Consider the following 22028-nt stretch of genomic DNA (forward strand, 5'->3'; position numbering starts at 1 on the left):
CCGGTTCTATGGAAGCCCACCGCCCCTGTAAATCGAAAGCGGGCCGGAGGCGGGGGATTTGAGCGGTCTCGCGCCCGGCCTTCACCTTGTGGCCACGCCCATCGGCACCGCGCGCGACATCACGCTGCGTGCGCTCGACACGTTGCGCGATGCGGATGTCTTGGCCGCAGAGGACACGCGCACCTTGCGCCATTTGATGGAAATCCACGGCATCCCGCTGAATGGGCGGACCGTCATCGCCTACCACGATCACAACGGCGCCCGGGTGCGGCCACGCTTGTTGCAGGCCATGGCAGAGGGGAAATCGGTGGCCTATGCGTCGGATGCAGGCACACCGTTGGTGGCCGATCCCGGCTTCGATTTGGCCCGCGCTGCGCGGGAAGAGGGGCTCGGCGTGACGGCAGCCCCTGGCGCATCGGCGGTGCTGGCGGCCTTGAGCCTTGCTGGCCTGCCGACCGATCGGTTCTTGTTCGCGGGCTTCCTGCCCGCCCAGAAAGGCGCCCGCCGCGCGGTGCTGTCAGAGTTGGGTCAGGTGCCTGCGACGGTGGTTTTCTTCGAGTCGGCGAAGCGATGTTCACCAAGTCTTAGGGAAATACTGGAATTATGGGGGGATAGGCAGGCAAGCTTGTGCCGGGAACTGACGAAGCGATTCGAAGAAGTGCGCACCGGATCGCTATCGGAATTGATTGCCGGTGTGGATGCCGACCCGCCGCGTGGTGAGATCGTGCTCGTCATCGACCGCGACCGCGCGGAAGTCGGCGCAGATAGGGTAGAAGACGCGTTGAGACAGGCTTTGAAAACGATGAGTGTGAAGGACGCGGCAAAGGTCGTCTCCGAGGCCGTCGGCGCGCCGCGCCGCGACATCTATCAGATGGCTCTGGACCTGTCCCGACAAGGGAGCGATGGCGCATGACCTTTGCAGTTGATCAGCTTTGCTTCGATTTGGCGCTGGCTGACGCCCCGGTGCCGGAGCGTCGAATCCGCAAGGGGCGGTCTGCTACTGCAACAACGGGGCAGAAGTCCTTCCGGCTTGAATCACCCGTGCATTCGCGGGCCGCACGTCAGGCACGAGGTGCCGTTTCTTATCAAGCCGGTCTGGCGGCCGAAGACCAGGTCGCGCGCGCATATACGCGCAAGGGTGCGGATCTGATCGCAGAGCGTTGGCGCGGCAAGGGTGGTGAGATCGATCTTGTTCTGCGGGATCGAACCGGCTTGATCTTCGTCGAAGTGAAGCGCGCGCGCACCCATGATGCTGCCGTGGCTCGGGTCACGGCCCAGCAAGTCGCCCGCCTGTATGCTGCCGCCGAAGAATACGTGGGCACGACCCATCCCGGCCAAATGCCCGATATGCGGTTCGACGTAGCGACAGTCGACGCGACGGGCGAAATCGCGATCCGACCCAACGCCTTCGCTTGATCGCGCCTTGTCGCCACCGCGTTCGAGCGGCATGTAATGGGAAACCCATACCCGGAGTTCACCATGCCGCTGACCGTCGCCTTCCAGATGGACCCGATCCAGAACGTCGATATCGATGCCGACAGCAGCTTTAGGTTGGCAGAAGCGGCCCAGGCTCGGGGGCACCGGCTTTTCGTCTATACACCGGATCAGCTGACTTGGGCAGAAGGCGTGATGCGAGCGCGTGGGCAGACATTGTCCGTGCGCCGCGAAAAAGGCGATCACGCGACCCTGGGTCCCGCCGAGGACCTTTTTCTATCGGATATGGACGTCATCTGGCTGCGGCAGGACCCGCCGTTCGACATGGGATATATCACGACGACCCATCTTTTGGATCGGATCGCCGACACCACGCTCGTCGTCAACGATCCGACGTGGGTACGAAATTACCCCGAAAAGCTGCTCGTTCTTCAGTTCCCCGACCTGATCCCGCCCACGTTGATTTCGCGCGATCTGGAGCAGTTGCGCGCCTTCAAGGCAGAGCACGGCGACGTCATCGTCAAGCCGCTTTACGGTAACGGCGGCGCAGGCGTTTTCCGGCTGCGCGCCGAGGACGGCAACCTTGCTTCGCTGCATGAGCTGTTTGCTGGCATCAACAACGAGCCGCTGATCGCCCAGAAGTTTCTGCCGGCCGTCTCGAAGGGCGACAAGCGGATCATCTTGGTTGATGGAGAGCCCGTCGGCGCCATCAATCGGGTTCCTCAGAAAGGCGAGACGCGGTCGAACATGCATGTGGGCGGCACGGCTAAGAAGGCCGAGCTGACAGATCGCGACCGTGAGATTTGCGCCGCCATCGGCCCGCTTCTGCGCGAGAAGGGCCAAGTGTTCGTCGGCATCGATGTGATCGGTGACTACCTGACCGAGATCAACCTGACCTCTCCCACCGGTATCCAAGAGATGGAGCGGTTCGACGGAACGGACATCGCAGGGCGCATCTGGGAGGCCATCGAAGCGCGGATCGACGCGCGCGGCTAGGTCTTGGTCGACACCAATCGGTAGCTCAACGCCTCGGCGATGTGCGGGGCGCCGACGTGCGCGTCGCCGTCAAGATCCGCGATCGTCCGTGCCACCCGCAGGACCCGGTGGTAGCCGCGCGCGGTCAGTCCGAAACGGTCGGCGGCTTTCAGCAGCATTTCTTTGCCTTCCGCATCGGGCGCCGCGGCTTCGTCGAGCAAAGCGCCCGCCATGTCCGCGTTCACCGTGACCTTCGGATGCGCTGCAAAGCGTTGTGCCTGAACATCCCGCGCCGCCGCTACCCTTGCTGCGACCGTGACTGAACTATCGCCCGCTGGAGGCAGATCGAGGTCTGCGAATGACACGGGCGGCACCTCTACCCGCAGATCGAATCGATCCATCAATGGACCCGAGATGCGGCCCAGGTAGTCGTCTCCGCAGATCGGTGCGCGCGCGCAGGCGCGTGCGGGTTCTGTCATGTAGCCGCACCGGCAGGGGTTCGCGGCGGCGATCAGCAGAAAGCGGCAGGGGTAGCGGACGTGGGCATTGGCGCGCGCGATCACGACCTCGCCCGACTCGATGGGCTGGCGCAGGGTCTCCAAGACGGGACGCGCGAATTCGGGAAACTCGTCCATGAACAGTACGCCGTTGTGAGCCATGCTGATCTGGCCGGGCTTGGCCCGCTTGCCGCCGCCAACGATCGCGGCCATCGACGCGGTGTGGTGAGGCTCTTGGAAGGGCCTCTGTCGGGTCAGCCCACCCTCGTCGATAAGCCCCGCGAGCGAGTGGATCATCGAAGTTTCCAGCGCTTCCCGCGGAGAGAGGGGCGGCAAGAGCCCCGGCAGCCGCCGCGCCAGCATGGATTTTCCCGAACCCGGTGTACCGATGTACAGCACGTGGTGCCGACCGGCGGCGGCAATCTCCAGCGCGCGTTTACCGCGCTCCTGTCCGCGTACGTCGCGCAGGTCGGGGATGTCTTGAGCAGGTGTCACCTCTCCGGGTTCGGCAGGGATCAAGGGCGTCTGGCCGGTGAAGTGCGCAATCGCGTCGCGTAGGCTGGCGGGGGCAAGGACGCGTGCGTCGCCGACCCAGGCGGCCTCTGCCCCGCAGGCTTTGGGGCACATCAGGGCGCGGTGCTCGGTGGCGGCGTGCATCGCCGAGGGCAGGGCTCCCAGCACCGGAAGGATCGAACCGTCCAGCGACAGTTCCCCCAATGCTGTGACGCCCTCGACCGCTTCGTGCGGCAAAATTTCGATGGCGGCCAGCAACGCTAGTGCGATGGGCAAGTCGAAGTGAGAACCTTCCTTTGGCAGATCGGCAGGCGACAGGTTCACCACGATACGCTTCGACGGTAGCGCGATGGACAGGGCCGACAGGGCCGCGCGGACCCGGTCGCGCGCCTCTGAAACGGCCTTGTCGGGAAGTCCGACGATGGCAAAAGCGGGCAGACCGGGCGCGACGGCGCATTGCACCTCGACCTCTCGGGTGTCTGTGCCTTCGAAGGCGACGGTATAGGCGCGGGCGGTCATGGTTAACCGCTACCCGCGTGGGGCTTTAAGAAAGGTTAACGATCGCAGCTATTCTGGACCGGGCCATGCCACGCGCGGGTAGTTGCGGTGGTACACGGTCTCGTGCCGATCCTCGCCTTTGTTCAGTCCCAAAGCACGCCACCGCATAAACGCCGGATCGGAAAGGTGCTGCGCGACGTAGGCCGCCGCGCGATCCCCGACCAATAGGCCATAGCCCGCGACGCGCGCCGCGACGGGCGCAAAAAACGCGTCGGCCACGGAATAGTCGCCCGCGAGCCACGGCCCTCCGGATCTGTCCAACGCGTCCGCCCAGATTTCTTCCAAGAGGGCCAGATCGGCGGCCAATGCGTCGTCCACAGGAACGTCGCTGTAGGCCACGCGCAGGGCCATGGGGCATTGGTTGCGCAGCGCGACAAAGCCTGCGTGCATTTCTGATGCCAGCGACCGTGCCAGACCACGCAACACTGGTTCACACGGCCAAAGCGCCGCGTCCGGAAAGCGATCCGCCAATTCCTCTGCGATGGCGAGACTTTCGCGCACTTCCGTCCCGTCATCGCACAGCAGGAACGGCACGGTGCGCGCTGGTGGGTGGCCGATCTGCTCGGTCAGCGTTGGTTCGGAGTAGAAAGTGACCCACTCGATCCGGACGGGCAGGTCGAAACGATCGATCAGAAGGCCGATGCGCATGGACCAGGATGAATAGGCGGGCTCGGCCAGCGTCAGGGTGTGCATGGGCTGAAAATACTGCGATTCGAGCATACAGGTCCAATTCCGTTTTGTGACGCGCCTTATGTCTCGCGGGGATGGCGCTAGGACGGATTATTCCCATTGCAACGATTTGTTGGGAACTTTCGTGCGGGACGCCGCCTTAGTGTTTCGAAAGCGCAAGACAAGACGCTGTAAATGCACTGCTTGCGAATGGCCGAACCAGTCTGGGGAGACACACATGGCTTTCGACGGATTTTCAGATCAAACGCTGTCGCGCCGCGCTATGCAGGCCGAATTGCTGGACGCAGAAACCGAGCTGCGACTGGCCTATGCGTGGCGGGATGAGCGTGACGAAGCCGCGTTGCACCGCCTGATCACCGCTTACATGCGTCTCGCCATTTCCATGGCCGCCAAGTTCAAGCGCTACGGCGCGCCGATGAACGACTTGATCCAAGAGGCCGGTCTTGGCCTTATGAAGGCCGCTGATAAGTTCGATCCCGACCGGGGCGTGCGTTTTTCGACCTACGCGGTCTGGTGGATCAAGGCGTCGATCCAAGATTACGTCATGCGGAATTGGTCCATGGTGCGGACCGGCTCGACCAGCAGTCAAAAGTCACTGTTTTTCAACATGCGCCGCGTTCAGGCCCGGTTGGAGCGTGAAGCCGCCGCTTCGGGCGAGCGTCTGGACCGCCACAAGATGCGTGAGATGATTTCTAAGGAAGTCGGCGTGCCGCTGCATGACGTCGAGATGATGGAAGGCCGTCTGGCCGGGTCCGATTTCTCGCTGAACGCCACTCAATCGACCGAGGACGAAGGCCGCCAGTGGATCGACGCCTTGGAGGACGACAGTGCGCAGGCAGATGAGACCGTCACTCATGCCAAGGACACCGACACGCTACGGCTGTGGCTCGTCGAGGCGATGGGCCAGTTGAACGAGCGTGAGCGGTTCATCGTGCGAGAGCGCAAGCTGCGCGAACAACCCCGTACGCTTGAAAGCCTTGGTACCGAGCTCGGCCTGTCGAAAGAGCGGGTGCGTCAGCTGGAGGCAGCCGCCTTTGGCAAGATGCGCAAAGCGCTTGAAACGCAGTCATCAGAGGTCCACAACTTCTTGGTGTGAGACATACAACCACAATTTCCCTCGTGATCGGTGCCGCCTTCTGGGCGGCGTCGTCCGTTCTGGCCGCTTCGGTCGACGCCGTGCCTTTGGACGCGGCTGTTGTCGTGATGGGCGAAGCGCATGACAACCCAACCCACCATTTGAACCAAGCCGCATGGATCGAGCGCATGCAGCCCGCCGCCGTTGTCTTCGAGATGCTACCGGCAGAGCTTGGTCCCGTCGCGACGAAAGGCGCTGGCGACGCAGCTGACGTGCTGGGCTCGGCCCTGCGCTGGGAAGAGCGTGGCTGGCCCGATTTCGCCATCTATGCACCTGTGTTCGACGCCGCGGCGGGCGCGATGATCGTCGGCGGCGAGGCACCGCGCGAAACAGTTGCGGCTGCGGCGAACGGGGGCGCTTGGGCGGCGTTCGGAGCCGAAGACAGCTTCGGCCTGTCTGCCGATCTGCCCGCGCCGGAACTGGAGGCGCGCGCCGCCTTGCAAGACGCAGCCCATTGCGGGCTGCTGCCCCAAGAAATGCTGCCCGGCATGGTCGAAGCACAACGCCTACGCGATGCATGGCTGGCGCAGGCGGTACTGGACGCGCTGAGCGAGACCGGCGGCCCGGTCGCTGTCATCACCGGCAACGGGCACGCCCGCACCGATTGGGGCGTGCCGGCCTTGCTGGCGGCCGCACGGCCCGAATTACCGGTAATCTCCGTCGGACAATTCGCTGAACCCGACGGCGCCGCGCCCTACGATCATATCGTGGTCAGCCCGGACACCGACACGGATGGGGACCCCTGTGCGGCACTTCGGTAAGCACGGTTGCCGCCCTGTGGCTGCGGCCCTAGGGTCCGGCGCATGTTGAATGGCAAGCGTATCCTTCTGATCGTCGGCGGCGGCATCGCGGCCTACAAGGTGCTCGACCTGATCCGCCGCATCGGACGGGCAGGGGGGCATGTCACCCCGGTCTTGACCCGCGCGGGGTCCGAGTTCGTGACGCCGCTATCGCTGTCCGCTCTGGCCGGCGAAAAGGTCTATACCGACTTATGGGACCTGACGGACGAGGCCGAAATGGGCCACATCCAACTGTCCCGCGTCGCCGATCTGGTGGTCGTCGCCCCAGCAACCGCCGATTTGATGGCCAAGATGGCGCAGGGCCATGCCGACGATCTGGCTTCGACCCTGCTGCTGGCGACCGACACGCCGGTGATGATCGCGCCCGCGATGAACGTGCGGATGTGGGAACACGCGGCAACCCAGCGCAATCTGGTCACGCTCAAGGCCGACGGCATCGCGGTGGTCGGCCCGGACGTGGGCGACATGGCCTGCGGTGAGCATGGGCCGGGTCGGATGGCCGAACCCGAGGCGATCCTCGATTCGATCACGGCACGCCTGTCCCATGGCCCGATGAAGGGGAAGCACATCCTGATCACCAGCGGTCCGACGCATGAGCCGATCGACCCGGTGCGCTACATCGCCAACCGCTCTTCGGGTGCGCAGGGCACCGCTATCGCCCGCGCCGCCGTTGCGGCGGGCGCGCGCGTGACCTTCGTGACCGGCCCTGCCGATGTGGCCCCGCCAGAGGGCTGCACGGTGGTGCGCGTCGAAACGGCCACGCAAATGCGCGACGCCGCACTGGCCGCCCTGCCTGCCGATGTCGCGATCTTCGCCGCCGCCGTTGCCGACTGGCGCGTCACCTCGGCGTCAGATCGCAAGATGAAAAAGCAGGACGGCGCGCTGCCGTCGCTGGAACTGGCCGAGAACCCCGACATCTTGGCCGCCGTCGCTGGTCGCACGATGGACCGCCCGCCGCTGGTCGTGGGCTTCGCTGCCGAAACCGACGATGTGGTCGAAAACGCCCGTGCCAAACGGATCCGTAAGGGCTGCGATTGGATCGTGGCGAATGACGTGTCGCCCGTCACCGGCATCATGGGCGGGTCAGAGAATGCGGTACTGCTGATCACCGCAGAGGGCGAGGAAACGTGGGAGCGTATGGGCAAGGATGCCGTCGCCGTGCGGCTGATCGAGCGGATCGCGACGGCGCTGGCATGACCGTCCTGATCAAACGCTTGCCGGACGCGGACCCTGACGTGCCGCTACCCGCCTACGCCAGCGCGGGTGCCGCTGGAGCAGACCTGCGTGCGAACTTTCCCGCCGCGAACCGCGCAGAGGGGTTGTCCTTGCAGCCGATGGAACGCGCCGCGGTGCCCACGGGCCTGTCCGTCGCGCTGCCCGAAGGGTGGGAAATGCAGATCCGCCCTCGCTCTGGCCTTGCGCTGAAACACGGGATGACCGTCGCCAACGCGCCCGGCACCGTGGATGCCGATTACCGGGGCGAGGTCGCTGTGCTTTTGGTGAACCTTGGCGCCGAGCCGGTGCACATCGCCCACGGCGACCGTATCGCGCAGGCCGTCTTCGCGCCTGCGCCGCAGGTCTCGTTCGATCTGGTGGACACACTTCCCGACACCGCACGCGGCACCGCTGGGTTCGGGTCGACGGGACGCGGCTAATGGTGCTGGCGCTGATCCTTGGCGGTCTGGCCTGGTTCGCATCCGGCCGTGTCGGCTGGCCGCTGCAGGCGCGGCTGATCGCGCTGGGCTTGCTTTATATCGTCGTCATGTTGCTGTCCGTGTTGTTGCCCGGACGCTCTCCCTTCGGCGGATCGTTGGGCGAATGGCTGGTGGTCGGCGGCCTCGTCGCACTGATCCTCGCCTACCGGGAGGGCCTGCGCCGCCTGCGCTCCCGCGTCCGCCCCGAAAACCGACCCGTGGAAACCGCTCCGGGCGACTTCGCCCCCGGCGAGCTGGACCGCTACGCCCGCCACGTCGTGCTGCGAGAGATTGGCGGCGGTGGTCAGCGGCAATTGAAGGAGGCGCGCGTTCTTGTTGTAGGGGCGGGGGGGCTTGGGTCTCCGGCCTTGCTCTATCTCGCCGCAGCGGGCGTCGGCACCATCGGTGTGATCGACGACGACACGGTCGATGCCACGAACCTGCAGCGACAGGTCATCCACACCGACAAGCGCATCGGCCAGCCCAAGGTATTCTCGGCAGAGGCGGCGATGAAGGCGATCAACCCCAATGTCACCGTGCGCCCCTATAACCGCCACCTGACGGCAGAGATCGCGGGTGACCTCGTGGCAGACTTCGATCTGGTGTTGGATGGCTGTGACGATCTGGACACCCGCTACGTACTGAACGCCGCCTGCCTTGCGGCCCGCGTTCCGCTGATTTCCGGCGCACTGTCGCAATGGGAGGGGCAGATCACCACCTATGCTCCATGGGAGGGCACGCCCTGCTACGCCTGTGTCTTTCCCGAAAAGCCCGCGGCCGGTCTTGCGCCAAGCTGCGCCGAGGCGGGCGTGCTTGGGCCACTGCCCGGCGTCGTCGGGTCGATGATGGCCGTCGAAGTGGTGAAGGAAATAACCGGCGCAGGGCAGGGGCATCGGGGCCGTTTGGCGATCCACGATGCGCTTTGGGGAGAGCATCGGACGATTGCGCTGAAGAAGCGCGCGGATTGCCCGGTGTGCGGTGGATAGACATGCCTTCGGCGAAGGTATTTTTGGAACGATGAAGAGGATGACGCGATGACCAACCCGCTTTTGCAGACATGGGATACGCCCTTCGGACTGCCGCCGTTCGAGACCATCGAGGATGCGCACTTCATGCCTGCGGTGGAAGCGACGCTGGACACGGCGCGCGCCAACATCGCCGCCATCGCTGACAGCGAAGAGCCTGCGACGTTTGAGAACACCATCGTCGCGCTGGAACGCGCCGACGAGGATCTCAGCCGGGTTCTGGGCGTGTTTTACAACATGGCCGGTGCGGATTCGAACCCCGAGCGCGAGCGCCTGAGCCGGGAGTTCTCTCCGATGCTGTCGGCCTACGGGTCCGACATCGCGATGAACGAGGCCTTGTTCGCGCGGATCGAAGCCGTCTGGGCCGAACGCGAGACGCTGGATCTGACCGACGAAGAACAGCGCCTGCTGTTCCTGACCCGCCGCCAGTTCGTGCGCGCAGGCGCAGAGCTTGAGGGGATCGCCAAGGATCGCCTTCGCAGCGTGACCGAGCGCCTGTCGGGCCTGGGTGTCTCTTTCACCCAGAACCTGCTCGCTGATGAGCGTGAGTGGTACATGGAACTGGCCGAAACCGATCTGGAGGGTCTGCCCGACTTCCTGATCGACGCCGCCCGCAGCGCTGGCGAAGATAAGGGTGCGTCCGGTCCGGTCATCACCCTGTCGCGCTCACTTATTGTGCCGTTCCTGCAATTCTCGCCCCGTCGCGACCTGCGCGAACAGGCCTATGCCGCGTGGTCCGCGCGCGGCATGAACGGCGGCGATACTGACAACCGCGCTATTGCCGCCGAAATTCTGGCGCTGCGTGAAGAACGCGCGGGCCTTCTGGGCTACGACGATTTCGCCTCGTTCAAGCTGGAAACAGAGATGGCGAAGTCTCCCGCGGCCGTCCGCGAATTGCTGATGAAAGTTTGGGAGCCTGCGCGCACGAAGGCCGAAGAAGACGGTGCGCGCCTGGCCGCCATGATGCACAACGACGGCACGAACGGCGATTTGGAGCCGTGGGACTGGCGCTATTATTCCGAAAAGCGCCGGCAGGAAGAGCACGACCTCGATGAGACGGCGCTGAAACCTTACCTGCAACTCGACCGGATGATCGAAGCCGCCTTCGACTGTGCCAATCGGTTGTTCGGATTGGAGTTCAAGCCGCTGGACGTCAAGCTTTACCATCCAGATGTGCGTGCGTGGGAAGTCACGCGGAATGGCGAACACATGGCCGTTTTCGTCGGCGACTATTTCGCGCGTGAGTCCAAGCGGTCGGGCGCGTGGTGTTCGGCCATGCGCAGCCAGCGCGAGGGCGTTCGGCCTATCGTGGTCAACGTGTGCAATTTTGCCAAGCCGCCAAAGGGGCGCCCGGCGCTTTTATCCTATGACGACGCGCGCACGCTGTTCCATGAAATGGGCCACGGGTTGCACCAGATGCTGTCGGACGTCCGCTTCGAGTCCATGTCCGGCACCAGCGTCGCGCGCGATTTCGTCGAACTGCCCAGCCAGTTGTTCGAGCATTGGCTGGAGGTGCCGGAGGTGTTGACGACCTACGCCACCCATGCGGAGACGGGTGAGCCGATGCCCGACGACATGCGCGACCGCCTGCTTGCGGCGTCCACCTATGACATGGGCTTCCAGACGGTTGAGTATCTGGGCTCGGCCATCGTCGATCTGGAATTCCACGCAGGCGAAGCGCCCGAAGATCCCATGGCGATGCAGGCCGAGGTGTTGGAAGAGATCGGGATGCCCAAGGCCGTGGGCATGCGCCACGCGACGCCACACTTCGCCCATATCTTTTCCGGCGACGGCTATTCGTCTGGCTATTACAGCTACATGTGGTCCGAAGTCATGGACGCAGATGCCTTCGCGGCCTTCCTTGAAGCGGGCGGCCCGTTCGATGCCGATGTCGCGAAAAGCCTGGAGCGGAACATCCTGTCGGCCGGCGGCACACAGGAAGCCGACGCCGCTTACATCGCCTTCCGCGGCCAGATGCCGACGGTGGATGCGTTGCTGAAGGGCCGTGGTCTGGACCTACTGGAGTAATGAGATGAAGCACATAGTCGCTGCCATAGAAACTTTAAAACAGAACAAAGCGATTACGATAACGGCCGGGATACTAACAGTTTCGCTGACTTTCTTAAGCTTCTTCGATGCCCTTAGCAGTCCTTTTTCGTTAGCGGCGATGCTATTAAGCTATCTCCTTATCTTACTTATCGTTTGCGCAATCAATCTTCGGTTTAAGCAGGCGATTGAAGAAAAATATGCCTCGAGGGCTAACAAAATATTTACCGAGGCTCACAGCTCCATTTTGCGGAAAGTGGAGGAGAAAGACGAAGAAATAAGATACCTGCACCCGGTTGCAACCAAACAGGCGCACCTTCAAATTCTGTTGGTGAGATCAAACTGGTATGAGGCGAAGATCGAAGAGCTGCACAATTTAGAGAAAAATTGGCATCAAGCCGCAGAGCGATACAAGGATCAGACTAAATGGGTAAGCGAGGGTCACATCTGCGAAGCACGCGGTTATCTCGGATCGAACCTCGCAGGGATGGAAGAACGTATTGATCGTCTTTGCTCCGACAGACGTTTGGGGTCTGATCGCGCCCGGGAAGTTCGGGAATGCGGCTATGCGCCTTTGCCCGCAGACAGGCAGGACCCTGAGATCGCACCGGTCTATCGGGTTCATGCTTGCTTGGGCCAAATCCGGCTTCTCCGGAAGAGACTTGACGGTCGTTACATGGAACTAACGGCAAAGATTGAAGAATGCCTGTCTGAAATTTCGAAAAATTCATAGACGGAAGGGGCGGCAACTATCCCGCCCCCGTCGATTCAATCGACGTTTTAGCCCGCGATTAGACCCATCGCTTCCAGCTTCAGAAGAACCTGATGGGCGCAGTGATCGACATCCACGCTGGTGGTGTCCAGACGCAGCTCGGGGTCCTTGGGCTCGTCATAGGGGTCAGAAATTCCGGTGAATTCCTTGATCTTGCCCTCACGTGCCAGCTTGTACAGGCCCTTGCGATCCCGCGCTTCGCATTCCTCGATCGGGGTGGCGACATGTATTTCGCAGAAGGCGCCGAAGGCCTCGACGTCTTCACGCACCGCACGCCGGGTGGCAGCGTAGGGTGCGATGGGCGCGCAGATCGCGATGCCGCCGTTCTTGGTGATTTCGGACGCGACATAGCCGATACGGCGGATGTTCAGGTCGCGGTGCTCTTTGCTGAAGCCCAACTCGGACGACAGGTTCTTGCGCACGATATCACCGTCGAGCAGCGTGACCGGACGCCCACCCATTTCCATCAGCTTGACCATCAGCGCATTGGCGATCGTGGATTTGCCCGAGCCGGAGAAGCCCGTGAAGAAGACGGTAAAGCCCTGCTTGGAGCGCGGCGGCGACGTCCGGCGCAGTTCCTTGACGACCTCGGGGAAAGAGAACCACTCGGGAATTTCCAGACCTTCGCGCAGGCGGCGACGGAGTTCGGTGCCAGAGATGTTCAGGATCGTGACTTTGTCCTTGTCCTCGATCTCGTCCATCGGCTCGTATTGTGCGCGTTCTTGGACCCAAACCATGTGTTTGAAGTCCACCATCTCGATGCCCATCTCGTCCTGATGCGTGCGGAACAGGTCCTGCGCATCGTAGGCACCATAGAAATCTTCACCGGCAGAGTTCTTGCCCGGACCGGCGTGGTCACGACCGACAATGAAGTGCGTGCAACCGTAGTTCTTGCGGATCAGACCGTGCCACACGGCTTCCCGCGGGCCAGCCATCCGCATCGCCAGCGGCAACAGTGACATGGTGGTGGTGGCGGCGGGATACTTGTCGAGCACCGCCTCGTAGCAGCGCACGCGGGTAAAGTGATCCACGTCGCCCGGCTTGGTCATGCCGACGACCGGGTGGATCAGCAGGTTGGCCTGCGCTTCCTTCGCGGCGCGGAACGTCAGTTCCTGGTGTGCGCGGTGCAGCGGGTTGCGGGTCTGGAAGGCGACGACGCGACGCCAGCCCATCTTGCGGAAATAGGCGCGCAGCTCGTTGGGGGTGTCGCGACGGGCGCGGAAATCGTAGTGAATAGGCTGCTGGATGCCCGTGATCGGTCCGCCCAGATATACCTTGCCCGCATGATTGTGCAGGTAGTTCACCGCGGGGTGTGCATCATCATCGGCACCGAAGACCTTTTCGGCCTCGCGCGCCTTGTTCGGCACCCATTTGTCGGTGACGGTCATCGTGGCCAGGATCACGCCTTCCTGATCGCGCAGCGCAATGTCTTGGCCCGGCTCGACGGTCTCCGCAAAGGCCTCGGACACGTCCAGCGTGATCGGCATGGGCCACAGGCTACCGTCGGCCAGGCGCATGTTCTCGACAACACCATCGTAATCCGCCTCGCCAAGGAACCCCTTCAGCGGCGCGAAGCCGCCATTCATCAACAGTTCCAGATCGCAGATCTGGCGCGGGCTAAGGTCGTGGCTCGTCAACTCCCCAGCTTCGGTCTTCAGCTTTTGCGCACTGTCGTACGAGACGTACAGTTCCGGGACGGGGGCGAAATCTCTTTGGGTCATGGGCCTGCCTGCATACAAATGTCCCGCGGCCCTTAACGCGAGTTGCGCCGCTGCGGCAAGATGGCAGCGTCACAAAGGCGATTTCACCGTATCATGTGGCGAATTTTCAAAAAATCGGAGCGAAACGGGAAACTATAATGGGGGACCCACCGTGTCTGTTCAATGGTCGGTCCCCCACAAGCCGGCCGGTGCGTCAGGGCTTGGACAACCCCCTTGTTCGGGCCCTGACGCGTTACTGCGCTGGCTCGACTTTCGCGCCGTAGCCCAGGGGCTCGCTCACGTCCTTGCCCTCCGTCTCGCCATTTTCGGCCAACCAACGTTCGGCTTCCAGCGCTGCCATGCACCCCATGCCGGCGCTGGTGACGGCCTGGCGATAGACGTGATCGGTCAGGTCGCCAGCGGCGAAGACACCGGGAACAGAGGTTTCGGTCGTGCCGGGTTTTGTGACGACGTAGCCGCCCATGTGGGTCTCAAGCTGGTCCTTGACCAGATCGGACGCCGGTGCGTGTCCGATGGCGATGAACACCCCTGAAACTTGCACTTTTCGCACATCGCCGGTTTCGGTGTTTTTGATGTTGATGCCCTCGACACCCTTCGGGCTGTCCGCGCCGTAAACACTGTCTAGCTGATGATTCCAGATCACTTCGACCTTCGGATGCTCCAGCAGGCGCTTTTGCAGGATCTTTTCCGCGCGCAACTCATCACGACGATGCACGAGCGTCACCTTGCTGGCAAAGTTGGTCAGGAACAGCGCCTCTTCGACGGCCGTGTTGCCACCGCCGATCACCGCGACCTCTTGCCCACGGTAGAAAAAACCATCGCAGGTGGCGCAGGCCGAAACGCCGAAGCCCTTGAACGCTTCCTCGGAGGGCAGACCCAACCATTTCGCCTGAGCGCCCGTCGCAAGAATCATCGCGTCGGCGGTGTATGTCGTGCCGCTGTCGGCAACGGCGGTGAAGGGCCGCTTTGACAGATCGACGGAATTGATGTGGTCCGACACGATCTCGGCGCCCATCGCATTCGCATGCGCTTCCATCCGCACCATCAGGTCCGGCCCCATGATCGAGGTATCGCCAGGCCAGTTTTCCACGTCGGTTGTAATGGTCAGCTGGCCACCGGGCTGGATGCCCTGAACCAGAACGGGCTCTAGCATTGCGCGCGCGGCATAGACGGCGGCGGTATAGCCAGCGGGGCCAGAGCCCACGATCAGCAGTTTGACATGACGGTGCGTGCTCATGGCGGTCTCCTTGCATCGGTCAGGGTGATATGGGGCGTCGCGCGCCGTTCCGAAACCCCGGAATAATCTTGCGCTACCGTGAAACATTATTGCGCACATTGCCTCTCAGGCGTAAGGTCCGCACAAATTCACGAGAGAGAACCGATGCCTGGACAACGACTCGATGCCATAGATCGCAAGATTCTGTCCGAGCTGCAACGCGACGGACGCATGACCAACGTAGAATTGGCCAAACGCGTCGGAATATCTGCCCCACCCTGCCTGCGCCGGGTGCGGACGCTCGAAGAACAGGGCTTCATCCGCGGCTACCATGCACAGGTTGATGTACGCCAATTGGGCTTTGAGGTGCAGGTCTTCGCCATGGTTGGCCTGCAAAGCCAGGCCGAAGCCGATCTCGCCGCGTTCGAAGAGCGGTGCCGCAACTGGCCGCTGGTTCGCGAATGCCACATGCTGAACGGAGAGGTCGATTTCGTCCTGAAGTGCGTGGCGCCCGATCTGTCGAGCTTCCAAGGCTTCCTGACCTCGGAATTATTGACCGCGCCGAACGTCGGCAGCGTCAAGACCTCGCTTGTGATCCGCGCCGCCAAGGACACGCCGGGCGTGCCGTTCGACATCTTGGAACAACGGCTAACGAAGCAGGCTTAAGGGTCAGGCGACGTGCGTGATCTTCGCAAGAATGTCGCCCTGCAACCGCTCTAGCGCCAGAACGCCGAAGTCTGACGGATGCGTCAGGTGCGGGAACATGGACATATACAGCCGTTCCTGCCCATGCGGCAAAGCACGATCCAGCTTGCCGGGATGCACGCTTTCCACTTCGACACCGTTGGCGGTAAAGGTCGTGTGACGCGCAAAACCTATGTGAAAAACCTGCACGCTGGACATCGGATTGATCCGGATGACGGCTTCCCCGTCCGCCAGCGATGCGACCGGCACCAACGCGGCATCGGCTCCGATCAGCGTGCGCAGTGCCGTGCGGCGCGAGACCAGTCGCGCAGCGGGACCAAGCAGCAGGTCAGGTGCGGGGCGACTGGGGCCAAGGCTGTCTGCGGCAATACGATAGAGCGCTAGATTACGGTGAGTCGGCGCGATGACACGGCTGCCCTTCCACAATAATGGTTCGACGCCGCGATCTGTGATGACGCGGTCGCCGGGCAGAAGGTCTTCGATCGCACAGGGGCCATCGGGCGTCATCACAAGTCCGCCACGGGCGATGGCGGTGAACGCTTCGGTGAAAAGCGACGTCGACGGAGCCGCAACGGTGCGATCCTCGATAATGCCGTTCGGCTCCAGCCATGTGATGTCGTAGCGCGTATCGCGGGGTATGGCTTCCGACTCCTCCAGTATCGGAACAATGGGCATCATCCCCCTTCGGACCGTCCATGGGCGGCGCGAGGGCGGGAAGGCACGATTTGGCGTGTGATCGTTGGGCATGATCAGCTTGCTTTCGCAAGCCGGACCGGACGCTCGCCACGTTGAAATGGCAGCGCGGGCTGCGGTTTGGCAGCTTGGGCGATGGCAGCAGCAATCCAGCGGCGTGTGGTCATGGGCGGGTCCAGTGCGGGCAGTGTTTCTGTCCTGCACAAGGTGCCGCTGGAATCGGGCGACCGCGTGACGGGTCACGGGCGTTTCAGGGGCCTTGTTGCGCCCTTGTCGTCAATCGACCCGGATGACCGAGATCAACCGCCCGTAATCGGCCTCTCGCGCGTGGGTCGCGCGGCGGTAGGAAAAGAAGCGATTCGCGTCGTGGTAGGTGCAGTGCCGTATCCATTCCGCACCGCCGACACCCGCCTGACGCAAGGCGTGCAGCCCATAGCCCGGTAGATCGAAATGCAACCTATCGCCCTGTCCTTGCGCAAAGAAGCGCGGCGCGTCGGGTTCGTCCATAGCGAAGTCGTCCAGCATCTCGGGGCCGACCTCGTAATTGGCCTGGCTGATCGAGGGGCCGATGGCCGCGTTTATCCGGGTTCGATCCGCTCCCAGGCGCTCCATCGCGTCGATGGTGTTCGCGATGACGCCTGCCAGCGCGCCTTTCCAGCCCGCGTGGGTCGCGGCCACCACGCCGGCGTCCGGGTCGGCGAATAGGATCGGCATGCAATCGGCGGTCAGGATACCGAGCGCGATACCGGGCGCGGCGGTCACCATTGCGTCGGCTTCCACGGGCGCGCTGCCCGGTTCGATCACGGCCACCCGGTCGGAATGCACCTGCTGCACCGTGTGCAAGGCTTCGGGATCTACCCCCATCGCATCGGCGACGCGGGCGCGGTTGATGCGCACGATGTCGGCCTGATCGGAGGAGCCGTTGCCGCAGTTCAGGCCCTGAAACACGCCAGAGGACGCACCACCCTGACGGGTGAAGAAGCCATGGCGCACAGGCTCCAGCAGGTCGGATGTCAGGGGGGTCAGCGTCACAACCTTGGCTCCAGTCCCGGCGGCGGCCCGGCCGTATCGTGGAGGGCCATTACCTTGAATAGCTCACCCATTTCATCGGGGTGGGTCAAGCGGCGGTGGGCGGCAACGTGGTTTTCAAGCGCGGCGCCGGTCAGATTCTGGGCGAGCGCCGTCGCGCGGGCGGTGATGCCAAGCCGTTCCAGCCAGACACCTTGGGGCACGGTCGCGCTGGCGGGGCAGGAGGCGGCCGTGGCGAGCGCTTCGAAATCGACGTGGGCCGTCAGGTCAGCGGCACCGGGGTCAATCAGCGGATTTGTATTTTTGTGATCTTTGACAGCCTGGAAAGTGTCCCCAACCGGCGAATCCTGTCCATAATCGAACAACAGCGCCACGCCGCCGTGGCTGGCGATCCGCTCTCCCAGCACCTGCGCGATGGACTGAGCCGCAGCGCATGTTTCGACCGTGTCGCCGGGCTGGGTTGCCTGACGTCGCGCCTCTAACCGTGGCACGGGCCCGATCTCTGACAGCGCGAAACGCAAGTCACCGTCAGCCGCGTCCACCAACCGCTCTCTCCACCCGTCACCATCCCGCAGGAACTGGCGAATAGGCAGGGCGTCGAAGAACTCGTTGGCCACAAGGAACAGCGGCAGATCGGGCAGATCATCCACGCCGCCGACCCATTCCGCAGTGGGAACAGCCCGCGACTGTGCCGCACGCAGGCGATCGGATGCCTCGACCAGCACAACCCTAACGGCTGCGTGGAAGCCTGGCACACGGCGTGTCGCGCGCAGAAGGTCGATCATCAGCGTCCCGCGCCCCGGCCCAAGCTCTGCCAGACAGAACGGCGCGGGCGACCCGCGATCCAGCCACGCCTGCGCAAGGGCAAGCCCCACAAGCTCTCCGAACATCTGGCTGATCTCGGGCGCTGTAATGAAATCACCTTGGGCGCCCAGCGGATCGTGGGTGGTATAATAGCCATGGACGGGATGAAGCAGGCAGGCCGTCATGTAGTCGGCCACCGTCATTGGCCCGTTCAGCGCGATCTGTCGCAGCAGGATATCACGCAGCGCCGTCACCGGGATCGCGCGTTCAGGATCAGGGCCGCCCCGACGGCCAGCATCGGCAGCGACAACAGTTGCCCCATCGACAATCCTGCTCCGCCGATCTGCACCACGTAGCCCATCGGATTGTCGGGCGTGATGAATTGCGGATCGGCCTGCCGCACGAGCTCGACCAGCATCCGCGAGACCGCATAGCCGATGAGGAAGATGCCGCATATCTGGCCCGGGCGCTTCAACCAGCCGCGCCGGAAGGCAAGGAAGACGATCACCGCCAGCAGTAAAACGCCTTCCAGCGCGGCTTCATAGAGTTGCGATGGGTGGCGCGCGCACATACCGACGGCAACGCCAGCGCAGTCTTGCGCAGCCTGCCCGGGGAAGATCACGCCCCACGGCGCATCCGTCGGGCGCCCCCAAAGCTCTGCGTTGATGAAGTTCGCGAGTCGTCCCGTCAGCAGGCCCGGTGGTGTGCCGATGCTCATCAAATCCAGCATCGACAGCAGGGAGATCCCTTTGCGCCACGCGAAGACCAGCCCGCCCAGCGTGACGCCCAGCATTCCGCCGTGAAACGACATACCCCCCTGCCAGACCATCGCGATTTCCAGCGGGTTCGCCAGATAATAGGCAGGCTGGTAGAACAGGCAGTAGCCCACGCGCCCGCCGATGATGATGCCAAGGATGATCGTCGTCATCAGCTCTTCCACGTCTTTGGCCGTGAAGGGACTGCTGTCGTTCGGCCAAAGTGTGGGCCGCACCGCCGCTGCCGTGGCCAGTCGCCAGCCGATCAGGATACCGACGATATAGGCCAGCGCATACCAGCGCAGGGAAAAGGCGAAGTCCCCCAAGCGGATCGTGAAGATCTCGGGCGAGATGTCGGGAAAGGGGATGGCCATCAACATGAGCGCGAGAAAGCCCGACGCGGGGGAAACGTCAACCTTGAGATCGCGGGGGCCAGCCGCCATATCGGGTGCAACCGCAAAGGAGCCAGACATGCAAAGCCGTAACAAGGTGTTCGACGACCTGTCACAACTGATGACAAACGCGATGGGCGTAGCGCAGGGCGCGCGCACCGAAGCAGAGACCGCCATGAAGGGCATGGTCGACCGTTTCCTCGCTGACCGCGACTTCGTGACCCGCGAGGAGTTCGATGCCGTGCGGACGATGGCCCAGAAGGCCCGCGAAGAGAACGCATCGCTGAAGGCCCGAATCGAGGCGCTGGAAGCAAAGCACGCGGGCGACGTCTAGTCGCCGAACACCTCTGTGAAGGTTTCGCGCAGGGCGACGTCCACGTCGTCCAGCGTGACCGGCAGGCCCAAGTCCACAAGGCTGGTAACGCCGTGGTCCGTGATGCCGCAGGGGACGATTCCGTCGAAGTGGGACAGGTCCGGCTCGACGTTGATGGATATGCCGTGCATCGACACCCAGCGTTTCAGGCGCACACCGATGGCGGCGATCTTGTCTTCTGATGGGGCGCCATCCGCCGCCGTGGGCTTTTCGGGCCGCACGACCCAGACGCCGACGCGGCCTGTCCGGATTTCGCCCACCACGTTGAAGCGGTCCAGTGTCGCGATCACCCAAGCCTCTAGCTGCGCCACGAAGAGGCGCACGTCTCGGCCCCGCGCGCTGACGTCCAGCATCACATAGACCACCCGCTGCCCCGGCCCGTGATATGTATATTGCCCACCGCGCCGCGTCTCATGCACCTCGAATCGGTCGGGATCGGTCAGATCCTCTGCACGTGCAGAGGTGCCGGCGGTGTACAAAGGCGGATGCTCCAACAGCCAGATCAGTTCCGGCGCGCCATCCTCGCGTATCGCGGCGGCGCGGGCTTCCATCTCTGCCACCGCATCGGCGTAGGGAACGGGGCTGTCGGAAATGCGCCACTCGGGCGCGGGAAGGGGGCGATCACGGTCTGTCATGGCAAACCTCATGCCACGGGCGCGCCGCAGAAAAAATCGCTTTTCAACCCGCAGGGCCTTCGTTACACCGCGCGCACCCGGCCCTTGCGGGGGTCAGGGCGGTCGTGGCGGAATGGTAGACGCGCAGCGTTGAGGTCGCTGTGGGGTAACACCCGTGAAGGTTCAAGTCCTTTCGACCGCACCACCGCAAGGCCGGGTCTCTCATACTTGAAGTTATCGCGAGATTCGCAGGCCATTAGACTGCCTGCGTCTGCTAAACTGCCCAAATCGCCCGCTAATCCTGCTTCTTGCGGAATTGCGCGACGGTCGACTTGCATAACGCCCGTCCCTTTGCTTTGGTTCACGCCAACGATTGCAGAAAAAAGCGATCGACCGAAAATGGGGAGACTGCGGTGCTGGACACCCGAAGCGGCAATGCGTTCGTTGAATTCGATCGCGTGCAAAAAAGCTACGACGGCGAAACGCTGGTCGTGAAAGATCTGAACCTTTCCATCGGCAAGGGCGAGTTCCTGACGATGCTTGGGCCATCGGGATCGGGCAAGACGACCTGCCTGATGATGCTGGCTGGGTTCGAAACGGCGACCCACGGCGAAATCCGGCTTGATGGGTCCGAGATCAACAACATCCCCCCGCATAAGCGTGGCATCGGCATGGTGTTTCAGAACTACGCCCTGTTCCCGCATATGACGGTGGCCGAAAACCTCTCATTCCCGCTGGAGGTCCGCAAGATCGGCAAGTCCGAGCGCGAAGAGAAGATCAAGCGCGCTTTGGGCATGGTGCAGATGGGCGACTTCGGCGGCCGCCGCCCCGCCCAGCTTTCGGGCGGTCAGCAGCAGCGGATCGCATTGGCCCGCGCGCTGGTGTTCGAGCCCGAGCTTGTGCTGATGGATGAACCCCTTGGCGCGCTCGACAAGCAGTTGCGCGAGACCTTGCAGTTCGAGATCACGCGCCTGGCCCACGATCTGGGCATCACCGTGGTCTACGTGACGCACGACCAGACCGAAGCGCTGACCATGTCCGACCGCGTTGCGGTGTTTGACGACGGTCGCATCCAGCAGCTTGCCCCGCCGGATGAGCTTTACGAACGGCCGGAAAATAGCTTCGTCGCCCAGTTCATCGGTGAAAACAACACGCTGCAAGGCGTTGTGACCAAGCTGGGCAAGGACCAGTGCGTCGTTAAACTGGACGGAACGGGCGAAGAGATCGACGCCCTGCCCGTCAATGTTTCCAAGGAAGGCGACCGCACGCTGGTGTCGATCCGCCCCGAACGGGTGGAGTTCAATCCCGAATTGGGACCGGATGCGCACACGCTCGACGCCGAAGTGCTCGAATTCATCTACATGGGAGACGTCTTCCGCACCCGCCTGAAAGTGGCCGGTCGGGACGACTTCATCGTGAAGACCCGCAACCGCGCCGATCAGGTGCGCCTGACACCAGGCGACAAGATCAAGATCGGCTGGTTGCCACAGGATTGCCGCGCGCTCGATTCCTGACGCGCGGTATCAACCCTTGCGTCTCTGCCCGGAGCCGAGGGGAAAACTCTTCAAGGGCTACGTTAACAAGGAG

The 22028-nt window shown here is 63.1% G+C and carries 22 protein-coding genes and 1 tRNA gene; 14 read left to right on the forward strand and 9 right to left on the reverse strand.

The genetic code is table 11. From position 1 onward, the window contains the following. Positions 1–58: 58 nt before the first annotated feature. The 3 genes from rsmI (at position 59) to gshB (ending at position 2430) form a co-directional block, all read left to right on the forward strand. Positions 59–913: a 16S rRNA (cytidine(1402)-2'-O)-methyltransferase gene (gene rsmI / locus FIU81_RS04240; protein ID WP_254695992.1), complete on the forward strand. Its 855-nt coding sequence runs from the start codon at positions 59–61 to the stop codon at positions 911–913. Next, the gene (locus tag FIU81_RS04245; protein ID WP_124112037.1) at positions 910–1416 is read left to right on the forward strand and encodes a YraN family protein; all 507 of its coding nucleotides are present in this window, start codon (positions 910–912) and stop codon (positions 1414–1416) included. Before rsmI ends, FIU81_RS04245 begins: the two co-directional genes overlap by 4 nt. Positions 1417–1479: 63 nt before the next feature. After that, a complete protein-coding gene (gshB, locus tag FIU81_RS04250; RefSeq protein WP_172971396.1) occupies positions 1480–2430 on the forward strand; it encodes a glutathione synthase in 951 nt (316 codons plus the stop codon). On the opposite strand, the gene FIU81_RS04255 is transcribed toward gshB, so the two are convergent. Both FIU81_RS04255 and FIU81_RS04260 read right to left on the reverse strand, forming a co-directional pair. Beyond that, positions 2427–3938: a YifB family Mg chelatase-like AAA ATPase gene (locus FIU81_RS04255; protein WP_124112038.1), complete on the reverse strand. Its 1512-nt coding sequence runs from the start codon at positions 3936–3938 to the stop codon at positions 2427–2429. The genes gshB and FIU81_RS04255 overlap by 4 nt on opposite strands. Before the next feature lie 48 nt (positions 3939–3986). After that, the gene (locus FIU81_RS04260; protein WP_124112039.1) at positions 3987–4670 is read right to left on the reverse strand and encodes a glutathione S-transferase; all 684 of its coding nucleotides are present in this window, start codon (positions 4668–4670) and stop codon (positions 3987–3989) included. A gap of 214 nt (positions 4671–4884) precedes the next feature. On the opposite strand from FIU81_RS04260, the gene FIU81_RS04265 reads away from it, so the two are divergent. The 7 genes from FIU81_RS04265 to FIU81_RS04295 are packed head-to-tail and all read left to right on the forward strand — an operon-like array spanning position 4885 to position 12100. Further along, a complete protein-coding gene (locus FIU81_RS04265; protein WP_124112040.1) occupies positions 4885–5763 on the forward strand; it encodes an RNA polymerase factor sigma-32 in 879 nt (292 codons plus the stop codon). Continuing rightward, a complete protein-coding gene (locus tag FIU81_RS04270; protein ID WP_254695993.1) occupies positions 5760–6563 on the forward strand; it encodes a ChaN family lipoprotein in 804 nt (267 codons plus the stop codon). The genes FIU81_RS04265 and FIU81_RS04270 overlap by 4 nt, the downstream gene beginning before the upstream one ends. Before the next feature lie 42 nt (positions 6564–6605). Beyond that, the gene (coaBC, locus tag FIU81_RS04275; protein WP_124112041.1) at positions 6606–7799 is read left to right on the forward strand and encodes a bifunctional phosphopantothenoylcysteine decarboxylase/phosphopantothenate--cysteine ligase CoaBC; all 1194 of its coding nucleotides are present in this window, start codon (positions 6606–6608) and stop codon (positions 7797–7799) included. Continuing rightward, positions 7796–8257: a dUTP diphosphatase gene (gene dut, locus FIU81_RS04280; protein WP_124112042.1), complete on the forward strand. Its 462-nt coding sequence runs from the start codon at positions 7796–7798 to the stop codon at positions 8255–8257. The genes coaBC and dut overlap by 4 nt, the downstream gene beginning before the upstream one ends. Next, positions 8257–9282 carry a HesA/MoeB/ThiF family protein gene (locus FIU81_RS04285; protein WP_124112043.1) on the forward strand — a complete coding sequence of 342 codons (1026 nt, stop codon included), beginning with the start codon at positions 8257–8259 and terminating at the stop codon, positions 9280–9282. The genes dut and FIU81_RS04285 overlap by 1 nt, the downstream gene beginning before the upstream one ends. Positions 9283–9330: 48 nt before the next feature. Beyond that, complete coding sequence (locus FIU81_RS04290) at positions 9331–11349, forward strand: M3 family metallopeptidase (RefSeq protein ID WP_124112044.1); 2019 nt, start codon at positions 9331–9333, stop codon at positions 11347–11349. A gap of 4 nt (positions 11350–11353) precedes the next feature. Then, on the forward strand, positions 11354–12100 hold the full coding sequence (locus tag FIU81_RS04295; RefSeq protein WP_124112045.1) for a hypothetical protein: 747 nt from the start codon (positions 11354–11356) through the stop codon (positions 12098–12100). Between the two features lie 47 nt (positions 12101–12147). Here FIU81_RS04295 and FIU81_RS04300 read toward each other — a convergent pair whose 3' ends face one another. Beyond that, positions 12148–13860 carry a bifunctional sulfate adenylyltransferase/adenylylsulfate kinase gene (locus FIU81_RS04300; RefSeq protein WP_124112046.1) on the reverse strand — a complete coding sequence of 571 codons (1713 nt, stop codon included), beginning with the start codon at positions 13858–13860 and terminating at the stop codon, positions 12148–12150. A gap of 232 nt (positions 13861–14092) precedes the next feature. Then, on the reverse strand, positions 14093–15097 hold the full coding sequence (gene trxB / locus FIU81_RS04305; protein ID WP_124112047.1) for a thioredoxin-disulfide reductase: 1005 nt from the start codon (positions 15095–15097) through the stop codon (positions 14093–14095). Positions 15098–15241: 144 nt separating this feature from the next. Here trxB and FIU81_RS04310 point away from each other — a divergent pair, with 144 nt between their 5' ends. Continuing rightward, positions 15242–15742 (forward strand): Lrp/AsnC family transcriptional regulator, encoded by a 501-nt coding sequence (locus FIU81_RS04310; RefSeq protein ID WP_124112048.1) that lies wholly within the window; start codon positions 15242–15244, stop codon positions 15740–15742. Between the two features lie 3 nt (positions 15743–15745). On the opposite strand, the gene FIU81_RS04315 is transcribed toward FIU81_RS04310, so the two are convergent. From FIU81_RS04315 to lgt, 4 genes are all read right to left on the reverse strand, one after another. Beyond that, positions 15746–16456: a Hint domain-containing protein gene (locus FIU81_RS04315; protein ID WP_172971397.1), complete on the reverse strand. Its 711-nt coding sequence runs from the start codon at positions 16454–16456 to the stop codon at positions 15746–15748. A gap of 294 nt (positions 16457–16750) precedes the next feature. Further along, on the reverse strand, positions 16751–17506 hold the full coding sequence (gene pgeF / locus FIU81_RS04320) for a peptidoglycan editing factor PgeF (protein WP_124112050.1): 756 nt from the start codon (positions 17504–17506) through the stop codon (positions 16751–16753). After that, on the reverse strand, positions 17503–18561 hold the full coding sequence (locus FIU81_RS04325) for a class I SAM-dependent methyltransferase (RefSeq protein ID WP_124112051.1): 1059 nt from the start codon (positions 18559–18561) through the stop codon (positions 17503–17505). Before FIU81_RS04325 ends, pgeF begins: the two co-directional genes overlap by 4 nt. Next, complete coding sequence (lgt, locus tag FIU81_RS04330; RefSeq protein ID WP_124112052.1) at positions 18558–19442, reverse strand: prolipoprotein diacylglyceryl transferase; 885 nt, start codon at positions 19440–19442, stop codon at positions 18558–18560. Before lgt ends, FIU81_RS04325 begins: the two co-directional genes overlap by 4 nt. A gap of 91 nt (positions 19443–19533) precedes the next feature. Between lgt and FIU81_RS04335 the strand changes: the two genes are divergently transcribed. Then, entirely contained in the window at positions 19534–19788 is a 255-nt protein-coding gene (locus FIU81_RS04335; protein ID WP_124112053.1) for an accessory factor UbiK family protein, read from the forward strand. Here FIU81_RS04335 and lipB read toward each other — a convergent pair. After that, complete coding sequence (gene lipB, locus FIU81_RS04340) at positions 19785–20462, reverse strand: lipoyl(octanoyl) transferase LipB (protein ID WP_124112054.1); 678 nt, start codon at positions 20460–20462, stop codon at positions 19785–19787. The two genes, FIU81_RS04335 and lipB, sit on opposite strands and share 4 nt — an antisense overlap. A 98-nt stretch (positions 20463–20560) precedes the next feature. Between lipB and FIU81_RS04345 the strand changes: the two genes are divergently transcribed. Next, a tRNA-Leu gene (locus tag FIU81_RS04345) sits at positions 20561–20646 on the forward strand. A gap of 208 nt (positions 20647–20854) precedes the next feature. Further along, positions 20855–21955, forward strand: a complete 1101-nt coding sequence (locus FIU81_RS04350; protein WP_124112055.1) for an ABC transporter ATP-binding protein — start codon at positions 20855–20857, stop codon at positions 21953–21955. The last annotated feature ends 73 nt before the right edge of the window (positions 21956–22028 follow it).

Source organism: Palleronia sp. THAF1 (assembly GCF_009363795.1).
Classification (GTDB): Bacteria; Pseudomonadota; Alphaproteobacteria; order Rhodobacterales; family Rhodobacteraceae; genus Palleronia.

What these genes read in the sequence shown, in the direction of transcription:
- FIU81_RS04245 (WP_124112037.1), top strand. Translation starts at nt 910, where the DNA reads ATGACCTTTGCAGTTGATCAGCTTTGCTTCGATTTGGCGCTGGCTGAC.
- gshB (WP_172971396.1), top strand. Translation starts at nt 1,480, where the DNA reads ATGCCGCTGACCGTCGCCTTCCAGATGGACCCGATCCAGAACGTCGAT.
- FIU81_RS04255 (WP_124112038.1), bottom strand. Translation starts at nt 3,938, where the DNA reads ATGACCGCCCGCGCCTATACCGTCGCCTTCGAAGGCACAGACACCCGA.
- FIU81_RS04260 (WP_124112039.1), bottom strand. Translation starts at nt 4,670, where the DNA reads ATGCACACCCTGACGCTGGCCGAGCCCGCCTATTCATCCTGGTCCATG.
- FIU81_RS04265 (WP_124112040.1), top strand. Translation starts at nt 4,885, where the DNA reads ATGGCTTTCGACGGATTTTCAGATCAAACGCTGTCGCGCCGCGCTATG.
- coaBC (WP_124112041.1), top strand. Translation starts at nt 6,606, where the DNA reads ATGTTGAATGGCAAGCGTATCCTTCTGATCGTCGGCGGCGGCATCGCG.
- dut (WP_124112042.1), top strand. Translation starts at nt 7,796, where the DNA reads ATGACCGTCCTGATCAAACGCTTGCCGGACGCGGACCCTGACGTGCCG.
- FIU81_RS04285 (WP_124112043.1), top strand. Translation starts at nt 8,257, where the DNA reads ATGGTGCTGGCGCTGATCCTTGGCGGTCTGGCCTGGTTCGCATCCGGC.
- FIU81_RS04290 (WP_124112044.1), top strand. Translation starts at nt 9,331, where the DNA reads ATGACCAACCCGCTTTTGCAGACATGGGATACGCCCTTCGGACTGCCG.
- FIU81_RS04295 (WP_124112045.1), top strand. Translation starts at nt 11,354, where the DNA reads ATGAAGCACATAGTCGCTGCCATAGAAACTTTAAAACAGAACAAAGCG.
- FIU81_RS04300 (WP_124112046.1), bottom strand. Translation starts at nt 13,860, where the DNA reads ATGACCCAAAGAGATTTCGCCCCCGTCCCGGAACTGTACGTCTCGTAC.
- trxB (WP_124112047.1), bottom strand. Translation starts at nt 15,097, where the DNA reads ATGAGCACGCACCGTCATGTCAAACTGCTGATCGTGGGCTCTGGCCCC.
- FIU81_RS04310 (WP_124112048.1), top strand. Translation starts at nt 15,242, where the DNA reads ATGCCTGGACAACGACTCGATGCCATAGATCGCAAGATTCTGTCCGAG.
- FIU81_RS04315 (WP_172971397.1), bottom strand. Translation starts at nt 16,456, where the DNA reads ATGCCCATTGTTCCGATACTGGAGGAGTCGGAAGCCATACCCCGCGAT.
- lgt (WP_124112052.1), bottom strand. Translation starts at nt 19,442, where the DNA reads ATGTTGATGGCCATCCCCTTTCCCGACATCTCGCCCGAGATCTTCACG.
- FIU81_RS04335 (WP_124112053.1), top strand. Translation starts at nt 19,534, where the DNA reads ATGCAAAGCCGTAACAAGGTGTTCGACGACCTGTCACAACTGATGACA.
- lipB (WP_124112054.1), bottom strand. Translation starts at nt 20,462, where the DNA reads ATGACAGACCGTGATCGCCCCCTTCCCGCGCCCGAGTGGCGCATTTCC.